Source organism: Rhodoferax sp. GW821-FHT07F03 (genome assembly GCF_059418745.1).
In genome coordinates, this window is record NZ_JBWKQM010000004.1 from 188034 (window position 1) to 206503 (window position 18470).

Consider the following 18470-nt stretch of genomic DNA (forward strand, 5'->3'; position numbering starts at 1 on the left):
CGCATTAAAGGGGAAAACTATGGCGACCGTACAGCAAGAGATTGACGAACGTACCAACCTGACCAGCAGCAACAAATTTGAGCTTTTGCTGTTCCGCCTCGGTGAAGCACCGCATTCGACCAATCGCGAGCTGTTTGGCATCAACGTGTTCAAGGTGCGTGAAATCATGGTGATGCCGACGATTACCGCCGTGGCGGGCTCGTCCAAGCACCTGCTGGGCATGACCAATATCCGGGGCCAGGTGATCCCGGTGATCGACTTGGCCGGTGCTGTGGGCTGCCTGCCCAAGAATGGCCTGAACATCCTGATGGTGACCGAATACGCCCGCTCGACCCAGGCGTTTGCAGTGGAAGAGGTGGACCAGATTGTTCGTCTGGACTGGGGCCAGGTGCTGTCGGCCGAGTCCAATACCGCGGGGGGCATGATCACCAGCATTGCCCGTCTCGACGGTGATATTGACAACACCCGTCTGGCCCAGGTGCTGGACGTGGAGCAGATTCTGCGCAACGTGATGCCTCCCAAAGAGCCGGATGTGGACCCCGCCAGCGTGGGGCCCAAGATCAATCTGCGCCCTGGCTCGGTGGTTATCGCCGCCGACGATTCTCCGCTGGCGCGCACCTTGGTCGAGCAAGGTCTGACCGCTGTGGGCGTGCCCTACATCATGTGCAAGACCGGCAAGGAGGCCTGGGAGAAGGTCCAGGCTTTGTCCGAGGCGGCGCAGGCAGAAGGCAAGTCCATCCAGGACAAGATTGCCCTGGTGCTGACCGACCTGGAAATGCCCGAGATGGACGGTTTTACCTTGACCCGCAACATCAAAAAGGATTCGCGGCTCAAATCGATTCCGGTCATCATCCATTCGTCCCTGTCAGGCTCGGCCAACGAGGTGCATGTGAAGAGCGTGGGTGCAGACGCCTACGTCGGCAAGTTTGTGGCCGAGGAGCTGGCCGCGACCATCCGCAAAATTCTGGCCGCCGCGGGCTAAAGGCCCATGGGTTGGTGGCTGTCGCCAGCCATCACCCCAGGTAGCCCACCAGCTCCAAAATCAGCAAAACCGCATACGGAAAAGCCACTGTAGGCCGCAGCGCATGGCTGGCATATTCGGCCAGTAGCCCTGTGGTGCCGGGGCGGCTTGCCTGCCATTCGGTATGCAGCTGGCAGGCGTTGCTGGCCGGAGCCTCGCTCTGCACCAATTGCTCCACCCGCACCAGGCGGGCACCCAGGCGCGCCTGGGATGTGCGGTAGATGCTTTCCTGTATCCAGACCAGCAAGGCCAGCCCGGCCGTCAGTTCATACGGCAGCGCCAGCACATAGCCCGTGGCAAACGCCACCAGGGCCGCCAGCTTCAGCAGCATGGCGCCTCGCTCGTATTGCTCATGGTTGTTCTGCAGCGTGCGCCATTCTTCGACCAGGGCGGAGTGGGGGGCAATAGGCATGGGTGGAGGTACCGGAGAGTTGCTTAGTCTTGCGGGGGCAGGGGGCGTGGTTCGCCATTTTCGGTAATGGCGACGTAGGTGAGCGAGGCTTCGGTGACCTTGGTGTAGCGGCCCTGGCGGTGCAGGCGCTCCGAATACACCTCGACCCGCACGGTGACCGAGGTGCGCCCGATGTGGGTGGCGGCCGCATACAGCGACAGGATGTCGCCCAGATGCACCGGCTGCTTGAATACGAATTCCTTCACGGCCACGGTTGCGACCCGTCCCTGCGCGACGCGCGCGGGGATGACCGATCCCGCCAGGTCTACTTGCGACATGACCCAGCCGCCAAAAATGTCGCCGCTGGCATTGCAGTTGTTCGGCATGGGAACTACTTTCAGTACCAGTTCCATATCGGAGGGCAAAGCCACATGCGTGTCGGAATGTGCGGACATCAGGGACAATCGGTTGGTAATAACACGTGAGATTCTCCCCGATGCGCCGCTCTGGCGAAATTGCCCCTCTTCCCGTCATGTCTGGCCATTCCGCAGCTGCGCCCACGCAGTCCGATTGGCATACCCTGCGTCGCCTGTTTCCCTATCTGTGGCAATACAAATGGCGCGTGGTGGCCGCGCTGAGCTTCATGGTGGCCGCCAAGGCCGCCAGCGTCAGCGTGCCCTTGCTGCTGAAAAAGCTTGTCGATGCCATGAGCCCCGCCGGGGGGCATGTGGCGGGGATGCCGGCCCAGGCGCTGGTTCCCACCTTGGTACTGGCGGTGCCGGCTGCACTGCTGGTGGGCTATGGCTTGCTGCGCCTGTCTACCTCCTTGTTTACCGAGCTGCGCGAACTGGTGTTTGCCAAGGCCACGGCAGGCGCGGCGCGGCGCATTTCGCTGGAGGTGTTCCAGCACCTGCACGCTCTGAGCTTGCGCTTCCATCTGGAGCGCCAGACCGGCGGCATGACGCGGGACATCGAACGCGGCACGCGGGCGGTGAACTCGCTGATCTCGTACTCGCTCTACAGCATCATTCCCACGCTGATCGAAGTCGGCTTTGTGCTGACCCTGCTGGCCGTGAAGTTCGATGTGTGGTTCGCCTGGATCACCTTGATTGCCCTGGTGGTGTACATCGCGTTTACTGTGACGGTGACCGAGTGGCGCACCCAGTTTCGCAAGACCATGAACGAGCTGGATTCGCATGCGCAAAGCCGCGCTATTGATTCGCTGCTGAACTTCGAGACCGTCAAGTACTTCAACAACGAAGCCTTTGAGGCCAAGCGCTACGACGAAAACCTGGAGCGCTACCGCCGCGCCTCGGTGAAGAGCCAGACCACGCTGAGCCTGCTCAATACCGGGCAGCAGCTCATCATCGCGGCCAGCCTGGTGGCCATGCTCTGGCGCGCAACCCAGGGCGTGGTGGATGGCCGCATGACGCTGGGCGACCTGGTGATGGTCAACGCCTTCATGATCCAGCTCTACATCCCGCTGGGCTTTCTGGGCGTGATCTACCGTGAGATCAAGCAAAGCCTGACCGACCTCGAAAAGATGTTCGCCCTGCTGGAAAAAGAGCGTGAAATTGCCGATCGCCCGGACGCCCAGCCGCTACATCTGGACGCGAATGACGGCCATCCTGATGTGCGGTTTGAGCATGTGTTCTTTGCCTACGAGCCGGCGCGACCGATTCTGCAGGACATCAGCCTGCATATCCCAGCAGGCAAGACGGTGGCGGTGGTCGGTCCCTCGGGCTCGGGCAAGTCCACCCTGGCGCGCCTGCTGTTCCGCTTCTACGACGTGCAGCAGGGCGAGATCCTGATTGCCGGGCAGAACATCCAGAACGTGACCCAGGCCAGCGTGCGCCAGGCCATAGGCATCGTGCCGCAAGACACGGTGCTGTTCAACGACACGGTGGAATACAACATCGCCTACGGCCGCCCCGGCGCCAGCCGTGCCGAGGTGGAAGCGGCCGCCCAGGCCGCGCGCATCCATGGCTTCATCAGCGCGACGCCCAAGGGTTACGACACCATGGTGGGTGAACGTGGGCTGAAACTGTCGGGAGGCGAGAAGCAGCGCGTGGCCATTGCCCGCACCCTGCTGAAGAACCCGCCCATCCTGATCTTCGACGAAGCCACCTCGGCCTTGGATTCGGCCAACGAGCGTGCCATCCAGGCCGAGCTGCAAACCGCCGCACGCAACAAGACCACACTGGTGATCGCCCACCGCTTGTCCACCGTGGTGGACGCGCACGAGATCCTGGTGATGGACGCGGGCCGCATCATCGAGCGTGGAACGCACAGCCAGCTGTTGCTGGCCAATGGCCGCTATGCAGCCATGTGGGCGCTGCAGCAAAGTGCTGAGTAGAATTTAAAAGAAATGTGCCGCTGGCGCAGATATTACCTGCGCTGGTAGCTATGAATTTAATAGTAAATGGGGGAGCCCACCAATTGGATAGACCGTTCTGACCATGCCATCACTACGTCCCAAACTGCTTGTCTTGAACTACATGGCCGATGTTCACCAGGCCATGGTCACGCCATTCTTTGACCTGATTTACGCGCCCACGGCGGATTTGCGGGCCGCCCATATAGCGGCCGATGGCTCGGCCATCCAGGTGGTGCTGACCATTGGCAGCGTAGGGCTGACGGCAGCCGAAATGGACGCCATGCCCGCGCTGCAACTGGTCTGCGCCCTGGGTGTGGGGTTTGAAAATATCGACCTGGCCCACGCCAGGGCGCGCGGCTTGGTGCTCGCCAACGGTGCCGGCACCAATGACGACTGCGTGGCCGACCACGCCATGGCCCTGCTGCTGGCCGTGGTGCGCAATGTACCCAAGCTGGACAAGCAATGCCGTCAGGGCCTGTGGCGCGATGTCTTGCCGCTGCCGGCCAGCGTTTCATACCGCCGCCTGGGTATCGTCGGCCTGGGCGGCATTGGCCGCAAGGTGGCCCAACGGGCGCTGGGCTTCGGCATGCAGATTGGCTACCACGGCCGCAAGCTGCAAGAGCAGGTACCGCACCGCTACTTTGCTGATCTGCTGTCTTTGGCTGCATGGGCCGACTTTCTGGTGGTGGCCACGCCCGGTGGGCCGGCGACGCGCCATCTGGTGAATGCCGAGGTGCTGGCTGCACTGGGGGCTGAAGGCTATCTGGTGAACGTGGCACGCGGTAGCGTGGTGGATACCGCTGCGCTGGCCGAAGCCTTGCGCAGCGGCCAGATCGCCGGTGCCGGCCTGGATGTGTACGAGAGCGAGCCCCTGCCGCCCGCAGAGCTGCTGGGCTTCGACAATCTGGTGCTGACGCCGCACCTGGGGGGCTGGTCCCCCCAGGCCATTGAGGCATCGGTGCAGCGCTTCATTGAGAACGCGACCCGGCACTTCGCGGGGCAAGCCGTGGTTTCCCCGATTTAGGATCGGCGTGTGGGTTTCGGGGCTGCGGCCATAATCTGGCCATGGAAACCAAATGGCTAGAAGATTTCATCAGCTTGGCTGAAACCCGCAGCTTCAGCCGCTCCGCCCAGTTGCGGCACGTGACCCAGCCGGCGTTCTCGCGCCGCATCCAGGCGCTGGAGGGCTGGGCCGGTACCGACCTGGTGGACCGCAGCTCGTACCCGACGCGGCTCACGCCCGCCGGCGAAACCCTTTACGCGCAATCGCTGGAGATGTTGCAGGCGCTGCAAAGTACACGCGCCATGCTGCGGGGCCACCATTCGGCCGGGCAGGACGTTATTGAGTTTGCCGTGCCGCATACCCTGGCGTTCACCTTCTTCCCGGCCTGGGTGTCTTTGCTGCGCGAAAAGTTTGGCCCGATCAAAAGCCGTCTGATTGCCCTAAATGTGCACGACGCGGTGATGCGTCTGGTGGAAGGCAGCTGCGACCTGTTGATTGCCTACCACCACAGTTCCCAGCCCTTTCAGCTGGCCGCCGATCGCTATGAGATGGTGAGCCTGGGGCAGGAGGTGATTGCGCCCTACGTCAAGGCGGATTCCGAGGGCGCGCCGTTGTTCCAGCTGCCAGGTCGCCCAGGGCAACTGCTGCCCTACCTGGGCTACGCGCCGGGCGCCTATCTGGGCCAGACGGTGGATATGATTTTGAAGCAGTCGGCCACGCCCATCCACTTGGACCGGGTGTATGAGACCGACATGGCAGAGGGCCTGAAGGCCATGGCCCTGGAGGGCCACGGCATTGCGTTTTTGCCCTACAGTGCTGTCAAGAAAGAGTTGCGAACACGCAAACTGGTGAGTGCTGCGCCACCCGGCCTCACTGGGCTGGAGATGACCATGGATGTGCGGGCCTACCGCGAAAAGCCCAGTGGCCCCACGGCGGCCAAGGGTACCGCCCAGGCCTTGTGGACTTACTTGGCATCCCAAAAAACTGCAAAGTAAGCCGGCCGTTGGCGTTCATGCGTCGGTGGTCCAAATGCTGGAATCAGCGCATTCGGCAGGCTATGAAAAATTTGCATATGGCGGCGCGCAATCAGCATTGGTGTTTGGCGAAACAGACATTTACAGTTCGCCACCTTCATGAAGCCTGGAGGCTTGCACACTGCGGATAGCCGCATTGCATGGAGGTTTTTGGGCGGTATGGCGCTTGGACAGGCGGTGTGCTTGTGCCGAGGGGCGGCGGATGTTAGCCCTGGGCTTGCTGGCCATCCGCGCCATGGATCACCACGGCCCGTGCGGGGCATGAGCTTCCGCCGCGGGTCCGATGTACAGAAATAGGAAGACATATGAAACGCAAAATGCCTCCGGCAGTCACCATACTTTTAGCCATGCTGCTGGGCATCCTGATCGGCTACGTGGTGTTTCTCAACTTCCCCGACAAGAAGGCCGCCAGCGAGATTGCCGGCTACATCTCCATCATGTCGGACATCTTTCTGCGTCTGATCAAGATGCTGATTGCGCCGCTGGTGTTTTCTACGCTGGTGGTGGGCATCGCACACATGGGCGATGCGTCGGCGGTAGGCCGGGTGTTCGGCAAGGCCCTGGGCTGGTTTGTGACCGCGTCGCTGATTTCGCTGGTGCTGGGATTGGTGATGGCCAATCTGCTGGAGCCCGGCAAAAACCTGGGTCTGCCCTTGCCCGACATTGGTGCGTCTGCCGGCTTGGCTACCTCCAAATTTACCCTCAAGGACTTTGTCAGCCATCTGGTGCCCAAGTCTTTTGCCGAAGCCATGGCGAATAACGAAATTCTGCAGATCGTGGTGTTCTCGATGTTCTTCGGCGTGGCCATGGCCGCATTGGGCGACAAGGCCAAGGTGCTGGTGACGGCCATCGACGAGCTTTCGCACGTCATGCTGAAGATTACCGGTTATGTGATGAAACTGGCGCCACTGGCCGTGCTGGCTGCGATGGCTGCTACAGTTTCTGTGAACGGGCTGGAGATTTTGCTGAAGTTCGCGGTCTTCATGGGCGACTTCTATCTGGGCCTGTTCCTGCTGTGGGGCGTGTTGATACTGGCAGGCTTTGCCTTTCTGGGGCCGCGCGTGTTCAAGCTGCTGGTGCTGATCAAGGAGGCGTTTTTGCTGTCGTTTGCTACCGCCAGTTCGGAAGCCGCCTACCCCAAGATTCTGGATGCGCTGGACCGTTTCGGTGTGAAGCGCAAGATTTCCAGCTTTGTGATGCCCATGGGCTATTCGTTCAACCTGGACGGCTCCATGATGTACTGCACCTTTGCCACGCTGTTCATTGCCCAGGCCTATGACATCCATCTGCCGCTGTCCACGCAGATCACCATGCTGCTGATTTTGATGATGACCTCCAAGGGCATGGCTGGCGTGCCACGTGCCTCCCTGGTGGTGATTGCGGCTACGCTGAACCAGTTCCATATTCCTGAGGCAGGTCTATTGCTGATTCTGGGCGTGGACACCTTCCTGGACATGGGCCGTTCGGCTACCAATGCGGTGGGCAATTCCATCGCCACTGCCGTCGTTGCAAAGTGGGAAAAAGAGTTGCTGCCAGAGGAGGCGGCTGAAATGAATGCCCGCGCCATGGACGCAGCGGCCGTCCGGGTCGTCAGCCAATAAAGGTGCACAGCATGCCGTTTAAGTGGACTCAATGCCTGCTGACCGGCGCAGTGGCAGTCCTGATGGCCAGCGCCGGCCATGCCCAGGCGCTGACCGGGACCTTGAAAAAGGCCTGGGATACCGGGGCTGTGACCATAGGCTACCGGGCTTCGTCGGTGCCTTTTTCCTATCTGTCAGTCCGGGGGGAGCCCATAGGCTACGCCATCGATATCTGCCGTGCCCTGGTGGCCTCCATGGAGGATGAGCTGGGCCGCGAGCTGGTACTGCGCTGGCAGCCGGTGACGGCCGAGTCGCGCATGCAGGCGGTGAGCTCGGGGCAGGTGGATTTGGAGTGCGGCTCCACCACCCATAACGTGGAGCGCGAAAAGCAGGTGGCGTTCTCTCCCGTCACCTTTGTGTCCGGCACCAAGTTGATGGTCCGCAAAGGGTCTGCGTTGCGCTCGTTCCGCGATTTAACTGGCAAGCGTGTCGTGGTAACCGAGGGCACCACGAATGAGAAAACCATGCGCGCCTTGTCGGACAAGTTCAAGCTTGGGCTGCAACTGGTGGTGGCGCGTGACCACGCGGAGTCGTTTGCCGAGCTCAAGGCAGGCAAGGTGGATGCGTTCGCTACCGATGATGTCCTGCTTTACGGCCTGCTGGCGCAGAACAAGGCCCAGGCCGAGTTTGCGGTGGTGGGCGAGTTTTTATCCTATGACCCCTACGGCATCATGTTCCGCAAGGACGACGCTGCGTTGGCGCAACTGGTGGAGCAAAGTTTTCGCCGCCAGGCGGAAGAGGGAGACCTGGAGCGGCTGTATACCCGCTGGTTTCTGCGTCCTTTGCCATCTGGGCCCGGCATCAATCTACCCATGAGTCCCCAGTTGGCCACCATTTTCCAGTCCTTGGTGTCCAAACCGGAGTAAGTTATGCGGTAGTTGCATGATGGCAGGCACAGAGTCTGCATAGTGTGAAATGTGTATTTGTGCGCACATGATGTGCACCAAATGCGGGCGCAAGGGTTATCCCGCGGAGCGTAGTCCCTAAAATTTGCGTTGTGTAGTTCTTACTTTTATCCAGGAGTTTTTCATGAAGAAGCATTTGTTGGCTTTGGCTGTATCCGCTTTGGCAGTAGGAGGCGCTTTTGCGCAAGCCTCGGACACCATTGGCAAGGTCAAGGCATCGGGCGTGGTGACGATGGGTGTGCGTGATTCGTCTGGCGCGCTGTCCTACACCCTGGGTGATGGTAAGTTTGCCGGCTTCCACGTCGAAGTGTGCCAGCACATCATCGCCAATCTGGAAAAGGCAGCAGGCAAGAAGCTGGAAACCAAGTACCAGCTGGTGACCTCGCAAAACCGTATTCCACTGGTGCAAAACGGCACGGTGGATATTGAGTGCGGCTCCACCACCAACAACGCCACACGCCAAAAAGACGTGTCGTTTGCTAATACCGTGTATGTGGAAGAAGTGCGTATTGCCACCAAGGCCAATTCCGGCATTACCTCGATCGCCCAGTTGAATGGCAAGAGCGTAGCGACCACCACCGGAACAACTTCGGTTCAGCTGCTGCGCAAGCATGAGCGCGCCAATGGCGTGGACTTCAAGGAAGTTTTTGGCAAGGACCACGCCGACAGCTTCTTGCTGCTGGAGTCCGGCCGTGCCGACGCATTCGTGATGGACGGCCAGATTCTGGCCGGTAACATCGCCACATCCAAGTCGCCTGCGGATTACAAGATTGTTGGGGAAGTACTGAGCGTAGAGCCTATCGGCATCATGCTGCGCAAGGACGACCCTGCGTTCAAGAAGCTGGCAGACGACACGATTGCTGGCATGGTCAAGTCGGGCGAAATGGCAAAACTGTATGACAAGTGGTTCATGCAGCCCATTCCTCCGAAGAACACCAAGGTGGGGCTGCCTGCCAGCGATGCGACCAAGGCTGCCTGGGCAAATCTGAACGATAAGCCTGCCGAAGACTACGCAAAAAAATAAGTAAGTAGGTAAACCAAACCCCGCCCCCCTTTTTTACAGGGGCGGGGTTTTTGTTTGCCAAAGGGCTGCGCCATGGCCGCAACCCATCTGAGCGGCATATTTTTGGAGGAGAGCGTTATGGGTTTGGATTGGCAGATATTTCTCAACGATGACGGCAGTGGGCGTACCTATCTGCAGTGGATGATGGAGGCTTGGCGCTGGACCTTGGCCGTGGCCGGTTGTTCCTGGGTAGTGTCCATGGTGGTCGGGGCCTTGATGGGAACTTTGCGGACCTTGCCCAACAGTCCTTGGCTCGTGCGTTTCGCCAATCTGTGGGTGGAGCTGTTTCGCAATATTCCGCTGCTGGTGCAAATTTTTATTTGGTACTTTGTGGTACCCAAGATTTTTCCTGCGATGCAAAAGGTACCGGGCTTTGCGCTGGTCGTTGTGTCGCTGGGTTTCTTTACCTCGGCGCGTATTGCTGAGCAGGTCCGTGCGGGCATCCAGGCTCTGCCCAAGGGGCAGCGCTATGCGGGCATGGCCATGGGTTTTTCTACTTTCCAGACCTATCGCTATGTGATTTTGCCGATGGCGTTTCGCATCATCTTCCCGCCGCTGACCAGCGAGTCCATGAACCTGTTGAAAAACTCGTCCGTGGCGTTTGCGGTGTCGATTTCTGAGCTCACCATGTTTGCCATGCAAGCCCAGGAAGAAACCTCTCGCGGTATTGAGGTGTATCTGGGCGTGACCTTGTTGTATGCGGTTTCGGCCTTTGCCGTGAATCGCGTGATGGGTTTTGTTGAGAAAAAAATGGCGATCCCCGGCTTCATCGTAGCCGGTGGTACCGGAGGGGGACATTGATATGGGCGGACTAGACCTTTCGTTTTTCAGCTGGGAGATCATCAGCAAGTTCGTCCAGAAGGGGTTTCTCTTCAGTATTGAATTGACGGTGATTGCCACGATCGGCGGCATTTTGCTGGGCACGGTGCTGGCTTTGATGCGCCTGTCGGGCGCCAAGTTGCTGATGTGGCCAGCCACTGTCTACGTCAACGTGATGCGCTCCATCCCGCTGGTGATGGTGATTCTGTGGTTCTTCCTGCTGGTGCCTAGCAGCTTTTATTCGTATCTGCCCGACGGGGCCAACTACCGGTCGGAATATTCTGCCGCCATCACGTTCATCGCGTTTGAAGCGGCCTACTTCAGCGAGATCATGCGTGCCGGTATCCAGTCCATCCCGCGTGGTCAGGTGCATGCCGGTCAGGCCTTGGGCATGACCTACGGGCAGAACATGAAGCTGGTGATACTGCCCCAGGCGTTTCGCAACATGCTGCCGGTGCTGCTGACGCAGACCATCATCCTGTTCCAGGACACATCCTTGGTCTATGCCATTGGTGCCTACGATTTGCTCAAGGGCTTCACGACCGCCGGCAAGCTCTATGGACGCCCGGAAGAAGCCTACCTGCTGGCTGCGGTGGTGTATTTCCTGCTTTGCTTTGGCCTGTCCTATATCGTTAAAAAGCTGCAGCTCAAGATTGCGATCATTCGCTGATACAGATTCGTGGAGTAAAACATGATTGAAATTAAAAACGTTTCCAAATGGTATGGCCCGGTTCAGGTGCTGAACAACTGCAATGTCAGTATCAAAAAGGGCGATGTGGTGGTGGTGTGCGGTCCGTCAGGCTCGGGCAAATCGACGCTGATCAAAACCGTCAACGCGCTGGAGCCCTTCCAGAAGGGCGAGATTTTTGTGGACGGCATTGCGTTGCACGACCCCAAGACAGATTTGCCCAAGCTGCGCAGCCGCGTTGGCATGGTGTTCCAGCATTTCGAACTGTTCCCGCATCTGTCGGTAACCGAAAACCTGACCCTCGCGCAAATCAAGGTGCTGGGCCGCTCTGCCGACGACGCCAAGGTCCGTGGCCTGAAGATGCTGGACCGCGTGGGCCTGATGGCGCATAAGGACAAGTTCCCTGGTCAGCTCTCTGGCGGCCAGCAGCAGCGCGTGGCGATTGCCCGTGCGCTGAGCATGGACCCGATGGTCATGTTGTTTGATGAACCCACTTCTGCGCTTGACCCCGAAATGGTCGGCGAGGTGCTGGACGTGATGGTGACCTTGGCCAAGGAAGGCATGACCATGATGTGCGTGACCCATGAAATGGGCTTTGCACGCAAGGTGGCCAGCCGCGTGATCTTTATCGACGTGGGTGGCAAGATCCTGGAAGACTGCTCTAAAGATGAGTTCTTCAGCCATCCGGAAAACCGCCAGCCGCGCACCAAGGACTTTTTGAACAAGATCCTGGCGCACTAAGTCAGACCACCACACCTCCAGGGTACACAATGGCATTCCACCTCTCTCGCTCCATCTCGATTGCCCGTCGTCTTACCCTGGGGTTTGTGAACATACTGGCTTTGCTGGTGGCCGTGGCCGCCACCAGCATGTATGCCATGCACCTCTTGGGTGCCCATGTGGACCGTATCGTCCACACCAATAACCGCAAGAGCGAGTTGGCCAACCAGCTGATGGGTTCCATCAGCAGTATGGCTATACAGAGCCGCTCGGTGGCCTTGTTCACCGAGCTGGACCCCAAGCAATTGGATGTCGAGTTCAAGGCGGCCCAGACTGCCGAAGCCACCTATCAGAAGACCGAGCAAGAGCTGAATGCGTTGCTGTCACAGCCAGGTGCGTCCGAGCAGGAGCGGGCTTTGATCGCCGATATTTCCCAGATCAGCAAAAAAGCTTTTCCAGAAGTCAGGGATGCGTTGAAGCAGGCCATGGATGGCGACAACGTGGCCGCCGTGATGACCTTGATGAAGCGGGTGCGCCCGGCCGAAGCCGATCTGCGGGCTAAGGTGTCCGAGCTGATCGAGCTGCAGCGTAAGCAGACCGAGGTTGCCGCCGCCGAGGTGCAGGATTTGGAGAAGCAGGCCTTCCTCGTGGAGGGCGTGCTGGTGGCGATTGCGCTGGTGGCCGGAGGTGTCATTACCTGGCACATCACAACGACTTTGACCGCTCCCATGAACCGCGCAGTGGTGCTGGCTGAACGCATTGCCACTGGTGACTTGTCGTCCCAGGTCGAGGTACGTATTTTTGACGAGACTGGCCGGGTGTTGCAGGCCATTTCCGCCATGCAGGAAAAACTCAAATCCCTGGTCGGCGGCATCCGCCTGGCGGCGGACTCCATTCAGGTTGCCAGCAGTGAGGTGGCTGCCGGCAACCAGGACCTGAGCCAGCGTACCGAGCAAACCGCATCCAATCTGCAGCAGACCGCGCATGCCATGGACAACCTGACCGGTATCGTTTCGCACAGCGCAGACGCTGCCCAGCAGGCTAATCAGTTGGCTATGTCGGCCGCGCAGGTGGCTGCGCGCGGCGGCGCGGTAGTGTCGGAAGTGGTGACCACCATGGACGACATCAATGGCAGCTCCAAGAAGATTGCCGACATCATCACCGTCATCGACGGCATTGCTTTCCAGACCAATATCCTGGCCTTGAACGCTGCAGTGGAAGCTGCGCGTGCCGGCGAGCAGGGCCGTGGCTTTGCCGTGGTGGCCAGCGAGGTGCGTAGCCTGGCCGGCCGGTCGGCCCAGGCCGCCAAGGAGATCAAGATCTTGATCGGCGCCAGCGTCGAGCGGGTCGAAAAAGGCACGCGTCTGGTCGCCGATGCGGGCGCCACCATGGGTGAAATCGTTAGCTCGGTGCAGCGTGTGACTGATACCCTCAGCGAAATCACGGCTGCGGCCACCGAGCAAAGCCGGGGCATTGGCCAGATCAACTCCGCCATTGCCGCGCTGGACCAGATGACGCAGCAGAACTCGGCCTTGGTGGAGCAAAGCGCTGCTGCCGCAGACACCATGAATGGCCATGCGGTGCAGCTGGCCGCAGCCGTCAGCACCTTCAAGCTGGAGCGCAATGGCAAGGTACCGGTCGCTGGTGGCTATGGCGGCAGCACCGGCCTCAGCCTGTCGGGGCCCAGCCAGGGCTGATACCTGCGGGGCGGCTTCAGCGACAATCTGGGGCATGACCACCGCCTCCACCATTACCCTGACCCGGCCAGACGACTGGCATTTGCATGTGCGCGACGGCGCGGCCCTGCACACCGTTGTGCCACACACAGCCGCCCAGTTCGGCCGCGCCCTGATCATGCCCAACCTGCGCCCGCCGGTCACCAGCACCGCCCAGGCGCTGGCGTATAAAGAGCGCATCCTGGCCGCCGTACCGGCTGGTCTTACTTTCGAGCCGCTGATGTCGCTGTACCTGACGGACAGTCTGCCACCCGACGAGATTGCCTGCGCCAAAGACGCTGGTGTGGTCGCAGCCAAGCTGTATCCCGCTGGCGCCACCACCAACAGCGATGCCGGTGTGACCGACCTGCGCAAGATCTACAAGACGCTGGAAGCCATGCAGCGCGCCGGCATGCTACTACTGGTGCACGGTGAAGTCACCAATTCGGACATCGACCTGTTCGACCGCGAGGCCGTGTTCATCGACCGCCAAATGATCCCGCTGCGCCGCGACTTCCCCGAGCTGAAGATCGTCTTCGAGCACATCACGACCAAAGAGGCTGCGCAGTACGTGCAAGCTGCCGACAAGTTCACGGCTGCCACCATCACGGCCCACCACCTGCTGTACAACCGCAATGCCATCTTCACCGGTGGCATCCGCCCTCACTACTACTGCCTGCCGGTGCTGAAGCGCGAAACCCACCGTGTGGCATTGGTAGAAGCGGCTACCTGCGGCAGCCACAAGTTCTTCCTGGGAACGGACAGCGCACCACACGCCGCGCACCTCAAAGAGCACGCCAGCGGCTGCGCCGGCTGCTATACCTCCCATGCGGCGATGGAGCTGTATGCCGAAGCCTTCGACAACGCCGGTGCGCTGGACAAGTTGGAAGCTTTTGCCAGCTTCAACGGACCGGACTTCTACAGCCTGCCGCGCAACCAGAGCACCATTACCTTGGTCAAGGAAAGCTGGACTCCGCCCGAAAGCTTCCCTTTCGGCGAAGCCCAGCTTAAGCCGCTGCGTTCGGGTGAAGCGCTGCCTTGGCGCTTGCTCTAAGTCGGGCTTAAATTACCTTGCCTGGATTCAGAATGTTCTTCGGGTCCAGTGCGGCTTTGAGCATGCGCATCAGGGCAATCTGCTCGGGCGAGCGCGCATGGGCTAGCCAGCGGCGCTTCATGGTGCCAATGCCGTGCTCGGCCGACACCGTGCCGCCGTATTCGCGCACCAGGCCGTAGATGATTTCATCTGCTGCGTCCTTGGGCTGGGCGGCCACGCCGCTTTGGTAGGCCACGATGTGCACATTGCCGTCGCCGATGTGGCCGTAGAACACGGCCTCGCAGCCCGGTAGCTGGGCGCTGAGGGCGGCCTTGCAACGCACGGCGTATTCGTCCATGTTCACCACCGGCAGGCCGATGTCGTAAGCCAAGTGGCCGGGCCAGAGCTGGTGGAATTCGGCACAGGCGTCGCGCACGCCCCAGAAGGCTTTTTCATCGGCCAGCGACTGCGACACCACGGCGTTGGGCACGGTACCGTCTTCCAGCAACTGGGCCAGCCAGGCTTCGAAGTTGGGGCCGTCGCGCGCCGGATCGGTGCCCAGGGCCTCCACCAGCACATAAGCGCCGTAGCGGCGGCCATCGGCGGCGAAGGGGTTGCGCACGCCGCGCACTTTTTGCGTGGCCATGTCCCAGTAGTCGGGCCACATCACCTCGAAGGCCGACAGCATAGGGCCCAGGCCATTGCGTGCCGCCGTCAGCAGCTTCAGCACCGAACCGTAGTCATCGGCCGCGCACAGCGCCACCATGGTGGAGGAGGGCTTGGGAAACAGGCGCAGTACCACGCGCGTGATGATGCCCAGCGTGCCTTCGCTGCCGATGAAGATGTGCTTCAGGTCAAAACCCGCGTTGTTCTTGATCATCTTGTTCAGGCTGCTGACCACTGTGCCGTCGGCCAGCACTGCCTCCAGCCCCAGCACCATGTCGCGCGCCATGCCGTAGCGGATGACACGGTTGCCGCCGGCGTTGGTGGACAGGTTGCCGCCAATCGCACACGAGCCGCGCGCGCCCAAGTCCAGCGGGCAGAAGAAGCCGGCTGCTGCAGCGGCCTGCTGCACTACTTCCAGAGGTGTGCCTGCCAGCACCGTCATGGTGGCCGAGGCGGGGTCAATTTCTTCAATCCCTACCAGGCGCTCCAGCGACAAGGCGACCTCGTCGTCCCGCGCGCGTGCACCGCCGCACAGACCAGTCAGGCCGCCCTGGGGCACCACGGCGATGCTGTGCGCGTGACAGATGCGCAGGGCAGTGGCTACGCCCTCGGTATCGGCCGGGCGTACCATGGCCAACGGCGTGGTGGGCGGCAGGCCGCTGTAGTCGTTGCGGTTACGGGCGGGCACCTCGTCGGCCAGAAAAACGGCGGAACCCAGCTGTTGGCGCAGGTCCTGAAGGGCAAGTCCGGCGGCGGTAGAGGAGGTCATAGGAGTGCAAAAAACTGATGTATGTAAGGTTCTGGATACTGTACATTAATATTCAGGCGCAGAAAATAGCCGGTTACCACGGCAGCTGCATATAGTCCTCAGCAGGACATTGACCGATCCAGGAGACAAAAAATGAGCATCCAGCGCAGAACCCTCATCACCGCCGTTGGCGCCACCGCCTTGTGCAGCAGCGCGCCGCTGTGGGCGCAAGGCGAGATCGTGAAAATCTTCAATGTGGTGGAGCTTTCCGGGGCTGGGGCCACGGCGGGCACCATGTTCAAGTCGGGCATAGAGCTGGCTGTGAAGGACATCAATACCGCAGGCGGCATCCTGGGCCGCAAGATCGAGGTCACGAATATGGACACCCAGACCAACCCTGGCGTGGCCAAGGGCCTGGTGGTGCGGGCGATTGATGACGGCGCGTTTGCCATCTTCGGCCCGGTGTTCACCGGCTCCATCCTGGTCAGCCAGACCGAGACGCGGCGCGCCGAGGTACCCAATTTCACTGCGGCCGCCGGAGCCCTGGTAACCCAGCAAGGCAGCCCCTACATCTTCCGAACCGGTCTCACACAGACCAACTCCATGCCCAAGGCGGCGCGCTACATTGCGCAGAACCTGAAGGTGAAGAAGGTGGCGGTGATTTTTGTGAACAGCGACTTCGGCAAACCCGGCCGCGACGCCATCACCAGCGCGCTCAAAACCTACGGCGTGGACGTGGTGGCCGATGTTTCCACTGAAGCCGGCCAGGTGGACTTCTCTGCCGCCGTGGTGCGCACCAAGCAGGCCAATGCCGACGCGGTGTTCGTCTACCTGAACGAAGAAGAGTCGGCCCGCGCGGTGCGCGAGTTGCGCAAGCAGGGCTGGGACAAGCCCATCGTCGGTGATGTCACTCTGCTGGGCCAGAAGGTGATCGACTTGGCCGGTGACGCCGCCAATGGGGTGGTGGGACACACCGAGATGTCGGCCGATGCGCCGATTGCCGGGATCAAGATGGTGCGCGATAAGTTCGTCAAGGCCTATAACTTCGTGCCCGACCACAACGGCATCAAAGGCTACCAGGGTGTCTACATGCTCAAGGCTGCGATCCAGAAGGTCGGCAAGTTCGACCGCGTGGCCGTGGCCAAGCAGCTGCACGGCATGACCATCAAGGTGGCGGACGAGCCCGGCGTGCTGATGGACGTGACCTTTGACGACAAGGGCGACATCGACCGCGAAAGCTTCATCATCGAAATCAAGGGTGGTAAGCCCGTGGTGAAGGACGTCTTGCCGCCGCTGGGCAAGGGTTAAATCGGCCGCTAACGCAGGTATTTACTGCAGTAGCAGCTGCAGTTTTTGTAGCGTTGCCTGGAAGTCGGCGTCGGGCAGCGCTACCGGTCTGTCTTGCGTCAACACAAAGGCCTGACCCCAGTTGGGCCCGTTGCGGGTCTTGGGCACCAGGTGCATGTGGATATGCTCGTTCAGGTCGCCGTAGATGGCGTAGTTCACCTTGTCGCAGTGGCCTAGCTGGGTGATGGCGGCGGCCACCTGCGCCACCTCCTGCATGAAGCCGCCCAGCACCTCAGGCGCCAGCTCAAACAATTCCCGCGCATGCTGTTTCAGCAGCACGATGCAGCGACCCCGGTGCGTCTGGTCGCGCAGCAGGAACACGCGTGAATGCTCCAGGTCGCGGATGTGGACCATCAGGCTGTCCAGTTCCGCCAGGGTGGCGGTGCAATAGCGGCAAGCGGGTGTGGTCATGTCAGGCTCCGAATCTGTCGTCCAGGTCTTTGTGGAAATCCAGGTCCACCAGGGCGCTGAATTCTGCGTAGCTGACCATGCCGCCTGCGCTGCCGCGTGGTGTGCCGGCACGCTGCAGCTCGGCCAGCGCATCGGACACGGCTTTCACTGCGGTGAATAGAGCCGTCACTGCGTAGAACACCACGGAGAAACCCATGTCCTGCAGGTCCCGCGCGGTTAGCGCAGTAGTCTCATTGCCATCGACGATGGACACCACCTTGGGCCCCGGCACGGCCTTGGCGATGGCCTCCACTTCGGTGATCTTTTTGATGCCATCGACGAACACCAGGTCCACGCCTGCGGCCTGGTACAGATGGGCGCGGCGTATGGCTTCCTCCAGGCCCATGGCGGGCAGGGCGTCGGTGCGGCCGATCACCAGCAGCGGGTCGCTGCCGCGGGCTTCGATGGCGCACTGCAAGCGCAGCGCGTTCTCCTGTGCGTCCATCAGGCGGATGCCGGCCATCTGGCCGCAGCGCTTGGGTGCCACCTGGTCTTCCAGGTGGATGGCGGCCACGCCGGCCTGGATGTATTCGCGCACCGTACGCTGGATGTTGGACGGACCGCCGTAGCCAGTGTCAGCGTCGGCAATGATGGGGATGTCCACCACGCGCGCCATATCGCGCGCGTGGCTGGTCATCTCGGTCTGGCTCAGCAGGCCGATGTCCGGCGTGCCGAGGCGGCTGGCGGTGGCGCCAAAGCCGGTCATGTAGACGGCGGGGAAGCCGGCCTTTTGCACCAGCCGGGCAGTGATGGCGTCGGGCGCGCCGGGCGCCATGACGATCTTGCCGCTCTGTAGCAACTGCTGAAGTCGGAGGGTGGGATGCATGGGGGGGCTCCTGGTGACGCGGCG

General features: G+C 60.9%; 18 protein-coding genes. 13 read left to right on the plus strand and 5 right to left on the minus strand.

From position 1 onward, the window contains the following. Positions 1-19: 19 nt before the first annotated feature. Positions 20-982 carry a chemotaxis protein gene (locus AC07R0_RS07295; RefSeq protein WP_495074195.1) on the plus strand — a complete coding sequence of 321 codons (963 nt, stop codon included), beginning with the start codon at positions 20-22 and terminating at the stop codon, positions 980-982. 31 nt (positions 983-1013) lie between these two features. Here AC07R0_RS07295 and AC07R0_RS07300 read toward each other — a convergent pair whose 3' ends face one another. Then, complete coding sequence (locus AC07R0_RS07300) at positions 1014-1433, minus strand: hypothetical protein (protein WP_495074194.1); 420 nt, start codon at positions 1431-1433, stop codon at positions 1014-1016. Positions 1434-1456: 23 nt separating this feature from the next. Then, positions 1457-1867, minus strand: coding sequence for an acyl-CoA thioesterase (locus AC07R0_RS07305; protein ID WP_495097645.1), 411 nt, complete (start codon positions 1865-1867; stop codon positions 1457-1459). A 41-nt stretch (positions 1868-1908) separates the two neighbouring features. On the opposite strand from AC07R0_RS07305, the gene AC07R0_RS07310 reads away from it, so the two are divergent. From AC07R0_RS07310 to pyrC, 11 genes are all read left to right on the plus strand, one after another. Next, positions 1909-3768 carry an ABCB family ABC transporter ATP-binding protein/permease gene (locus AC07R0_RS07310; RefSeq protein ID WP_495104323.1) on the plus strand — a complete coding sequence of 620 codons (1860 nt, stop codon included), beginning with the start codon at positions 1909-1911 and terminating at the stop codon, positions 3766-3768. A gap of 103 nt (positions 3769-3871) precedes the next feature. Then, positions 3872-4813 (plus strand): 2-hydroxyacid dehydrogenase, encoded by a 942-nt coding sequence (locus AC07R0_RS07315; protein WP_495104324.1) that lies wholly within the window; start codon positions 3872-3874, stop codon positions 4811-4813. Positions 4814-4854: 41 nt separating this feature from the next. Then, a complete protein-coding gene (locus AC07R0_RS07320) occupies positions 4855-5787 on the plus strand; it encodes a LysR substrate-binding domain-containing protein (RefSeq protein WP_495074191.1) in 933 nt (310 codons plus the stop codon). 344 nt (positions 5788-6131) lie between these two features. Continuing rightward, positions 6132-7427 (plus strand): dicarboxylate/amino acid:cation symporter, encoded by a 1296-nt coding sequence (locus tag AC07R0_RS07325; protein WP_495104325.1) that lies wholly within the window; start codon positions 6132-6134, stop codon positions 7425-7427. 11 nt (positions 7428-7438) lie between these two features. Further along, positions 7439-8332 carry an amino acid ABC transporter substrate-binding protein gene (locus AC07R0_RS07330; RefSeq protein WP_495097643.1) on the plus strand — a complete coding sequence of 298 codons (894 nt, stop codon included), beginning with the start codon at positions 7439-7441 and terminating at the stop codon, positions 8330-8332. Positions 8333-8495: 163 nt separating this feature from the next. Next, entirely contained in the window at positions 8496-9395 is a 900-nt protein-coding gene (locus AC07R0_RS07335) for an amino acid ABC transporter substrate-binding protein (RefSeq protein ID WP_495074188.1), read from the plus strand. Between the two features lie 117 nt (positions 9396-9512). After that, the gene (locus tag AC07R0_RS07340; protein WP_495074187.1) at positions 9513-10235 is read left to right on the plus strand and encodes an amino acid ABC transporter permease; all 723 of its coding nucleotides are present in this window, start codon (positions 9513-9515) and stop codon (positions 10233-10235) included. Between the two features lies 1 nt (position 10236). Then, on the plus strand, positions 10237-10923 hold the full coding sequence (locus tag AC07R0_RS07345) for an amino acid ABC transporter permease (RefSeq protein WP_495074186.1): 687 nt from the start codon (positions 10237-10239) through the stop codon (positions 10921-10923). 21 nt (positions 10924-10944) lie between these two features. Then, a complete protein-coding gene (locus AC07R0_RS07350) occupies positions 10945-11682 on the plus strand; it encodes an amino acid ABC transporter ATP-binding protein (protein WP_495074185.1) in 738 nt (245 codons plus the stop codon). A gap of 29 nt (positions 11683-11711) precedes the next feature. Then, positions 11712-13358 carry a methyl-accepting chemotaxis protein gene (locus tag AC07R0_RS07355; protein WP_495104326.1) on the plus strand — a complete coding sequence of 549 codons (1647 nt, stop codon included), beginning with the start codon at positions 11712-11714 and terminating at the stop codon, positions 13356-13358. A 34-nt stretch (positions 13359-13392) separates the two neighbouring features. After that, positions 13393-14430, plus strand: coding sequence for a dihydroorotase (gene pyrC / locus AC07R0_RS07360; RefSeq protein ID WP_495104327.1), 1038 nt, complete (start codon positions 13393-13395; stop codon positions 14428-14430). 7 nt (positions 14431-14437) lie between these two features. Here the strand turns inward: pyrC and AC07R0_RS07365 are convergent, their stop codons facing one another. Next, complete coding sequence (locus AC07R0_RS07365; RefSeq protein WP_495104328.1) at positions 14438-15844, minus strand: FAD-binding oxidoreductase; 1407 nt, start codon at positions 15842-15844, stop codon at positions 14438-14440. A gap of 132 nt (positions 15845-15976) precedes the next feature. Between AC07R0_RS07365 and AC07R0_RS07370 the strand changes: the two genes are divergently transcribed. Beyond that, positions 15977-17131 (plus strand): ABC transporter substrate-binding protein, encoded by a 1155-nt coding sequence (locus tag AC07R0_RS07370; protein ID WP_495097640.1) that lies wholly within the window; start codon positions 15977-15979, stop codon positions 17129-17131. Positions 17132-17152: 21 nt separating this feature from the next. Here AC07R0_RS07370 and AC07R0_RS07375 read toward each other — a convergent pair whose 3' ends face one another. After that, positions 17153-17581 (minus strand): HIT family protein, encoded by a 429-nt coding sequence (locus AC07R0_RS07375; protein WP_495097639.1) that lies wholly within the window; start codon positions 17579-17581, stop codon positions 17153-17155. Between the two features lies 1 nt (position 17582). After that, complete coding sequence (locus AC07R0_RS07380; protein ID WP_495104329.1) at positions 17583-18446, minus strand: isocitrate lyase/PEP mutase family protein; 864 nt, start codon at positions 18444-18446, stop codon at positions 17583-17585. Between the last annotated feature and the right edge of the window lie 24 nt (positions 18447-18470).

What these genes read in the sequence shown, in the direction of transcription:
- AC07R0_RS07345 (WP_495074186.1), top strand. Translation starts at nt 10,237, where the DNA reads ATGGGCGGACTAGACCTTTCGTTTTTCAGCTGGGAGATCATCAGCAAG.
- AC07R0_RS07330 (WP_495097643.1), top strand. Translation starts at nt 7,439, where the DNA reads ATGCCGTTTAAGTGGACTCAATGCCTGCTGACCGGCGCAGTGGCAGTC.
- AC07R0_RS07335 (WP_495074188.1), top strand. Translation starts at nt 8,496, where the DNA reads ATGAAGAAGCATTTGTTGGCTTTGGCTGTATCCGCTTTGGCAGTAGGA.
- AC07R0_RS07315 (WP_495104324.1), top strand. Translation starts at nt 3,872, where the DNA reads ATGCCATCACTACGTCCCAAACTGCTTGTCTTGAACTACATGGCCGAT.
- AC07R0_RS07300 (WP_495074194.1), bottom strand. Translation starts at nt 1,433, where the DNA reads ATGCCTATTGCCCCCCACTCCGCCCTGGTCGAAGAATGGCGCACGCTG.
- AC07R0_RS07310 (WP_495104323.1), top strand. Translation starts at nt 1,909, where the DNA reads ATGCGCCGCTCTGGCGAAATTGCCCCTCTTCCCGTCATGTCTGGCCAT.
- pyrC (WP_495104327.1), top strand. Translation starts at nt 13,393, where the DNA reads ATGACCACCGCCTCCACCATTACCCTGACCCGGCCAGACGACTGGCAT.
- AC07R0_RS07325 (WP_495104325.1), top strand. Translation starts at nt 6,132, where the DNA reads ATGAAACGCAAAATGCCTCCGGCAGTCACCATACTTTTAGCCATGCTG.
- AC07R0_RS07375 (WP_495097639.1), bottom strand. Translation starts at nt 17,581, where the DNA reads ATGACCACACCCGCTTGCCGCTATTGCACCGCCACCCTGGCGGAACTG.
- AC07R0_RS07365 (WP_495104328.1), bottom strand. Translation starts at nt 15,844, where the DNA reads ATGACCTCCTCTACCGCCGCCGGACTTGCCCTTCAGGACCTGCGCCAA.
- AC07R0_RS07305 (WP_495097645.1), bottom strand. Translation starts at nt 1,867, where the DNA reads ATGTCCGCACATTCCGACACGCATGTGGCTTTGCCCTCCGATATGGAA.
- AC07R0_RS07380 (WP_495104329.1), bottom strand. Translation starts at nt 18,446, where the DNA reads ATGCATCCCACCCTCCGACTTCAGCAGTTGCTACAGAGCGGCAAGATC.
- AC07R0_RS07295 (WP_495074195.1), top strand. Translation starts at nt 20, where the DNA reads ATGGCGACCGTACAGCAAGAGATTGACGAACGTACCAACCTGACCAGC.
- AC07R0_RS07320 (WP_495074191.1), top strand. Translation starts at nt 4,855, where the DNA reads ATGGAAACCAAATGGCTAGAAGATTTCATCAGCTTGGCTGAAACCCGC.
- AC07R0_RS07370 (WP_495097640.1), top strand. Translation starts at nt 15,977, where the DNA reads ATGAGCATCCAGCGCAGAACCCTCATCACCGCCGTTGGCGCCACCGCC.
- AC07R0_RS07350 (WP_495074185.1), top strand. Translation starts at nt 10,945, where the DNA reads ATGATTGAAATTAAAAACGTTTCCAAATGGTATGGCCCGGTTCAGGTG.
- AC07R0_RS07355 (WP_495104326.1), top strand. Translation starts at nt 11,712, where the DNA reads ATGGCATTCCACCTCTCTCGCTCCATCTCGATTGCCCGTCGTCTTACC.
- AC07R0_RS07340 (WP_495074187.1), top strand. Translation starts at nt 9,513, where the DNA reads ATGGGTTTGGATTGGCAGATATTTCTCAACGATGACGGCAGTGGGCGT.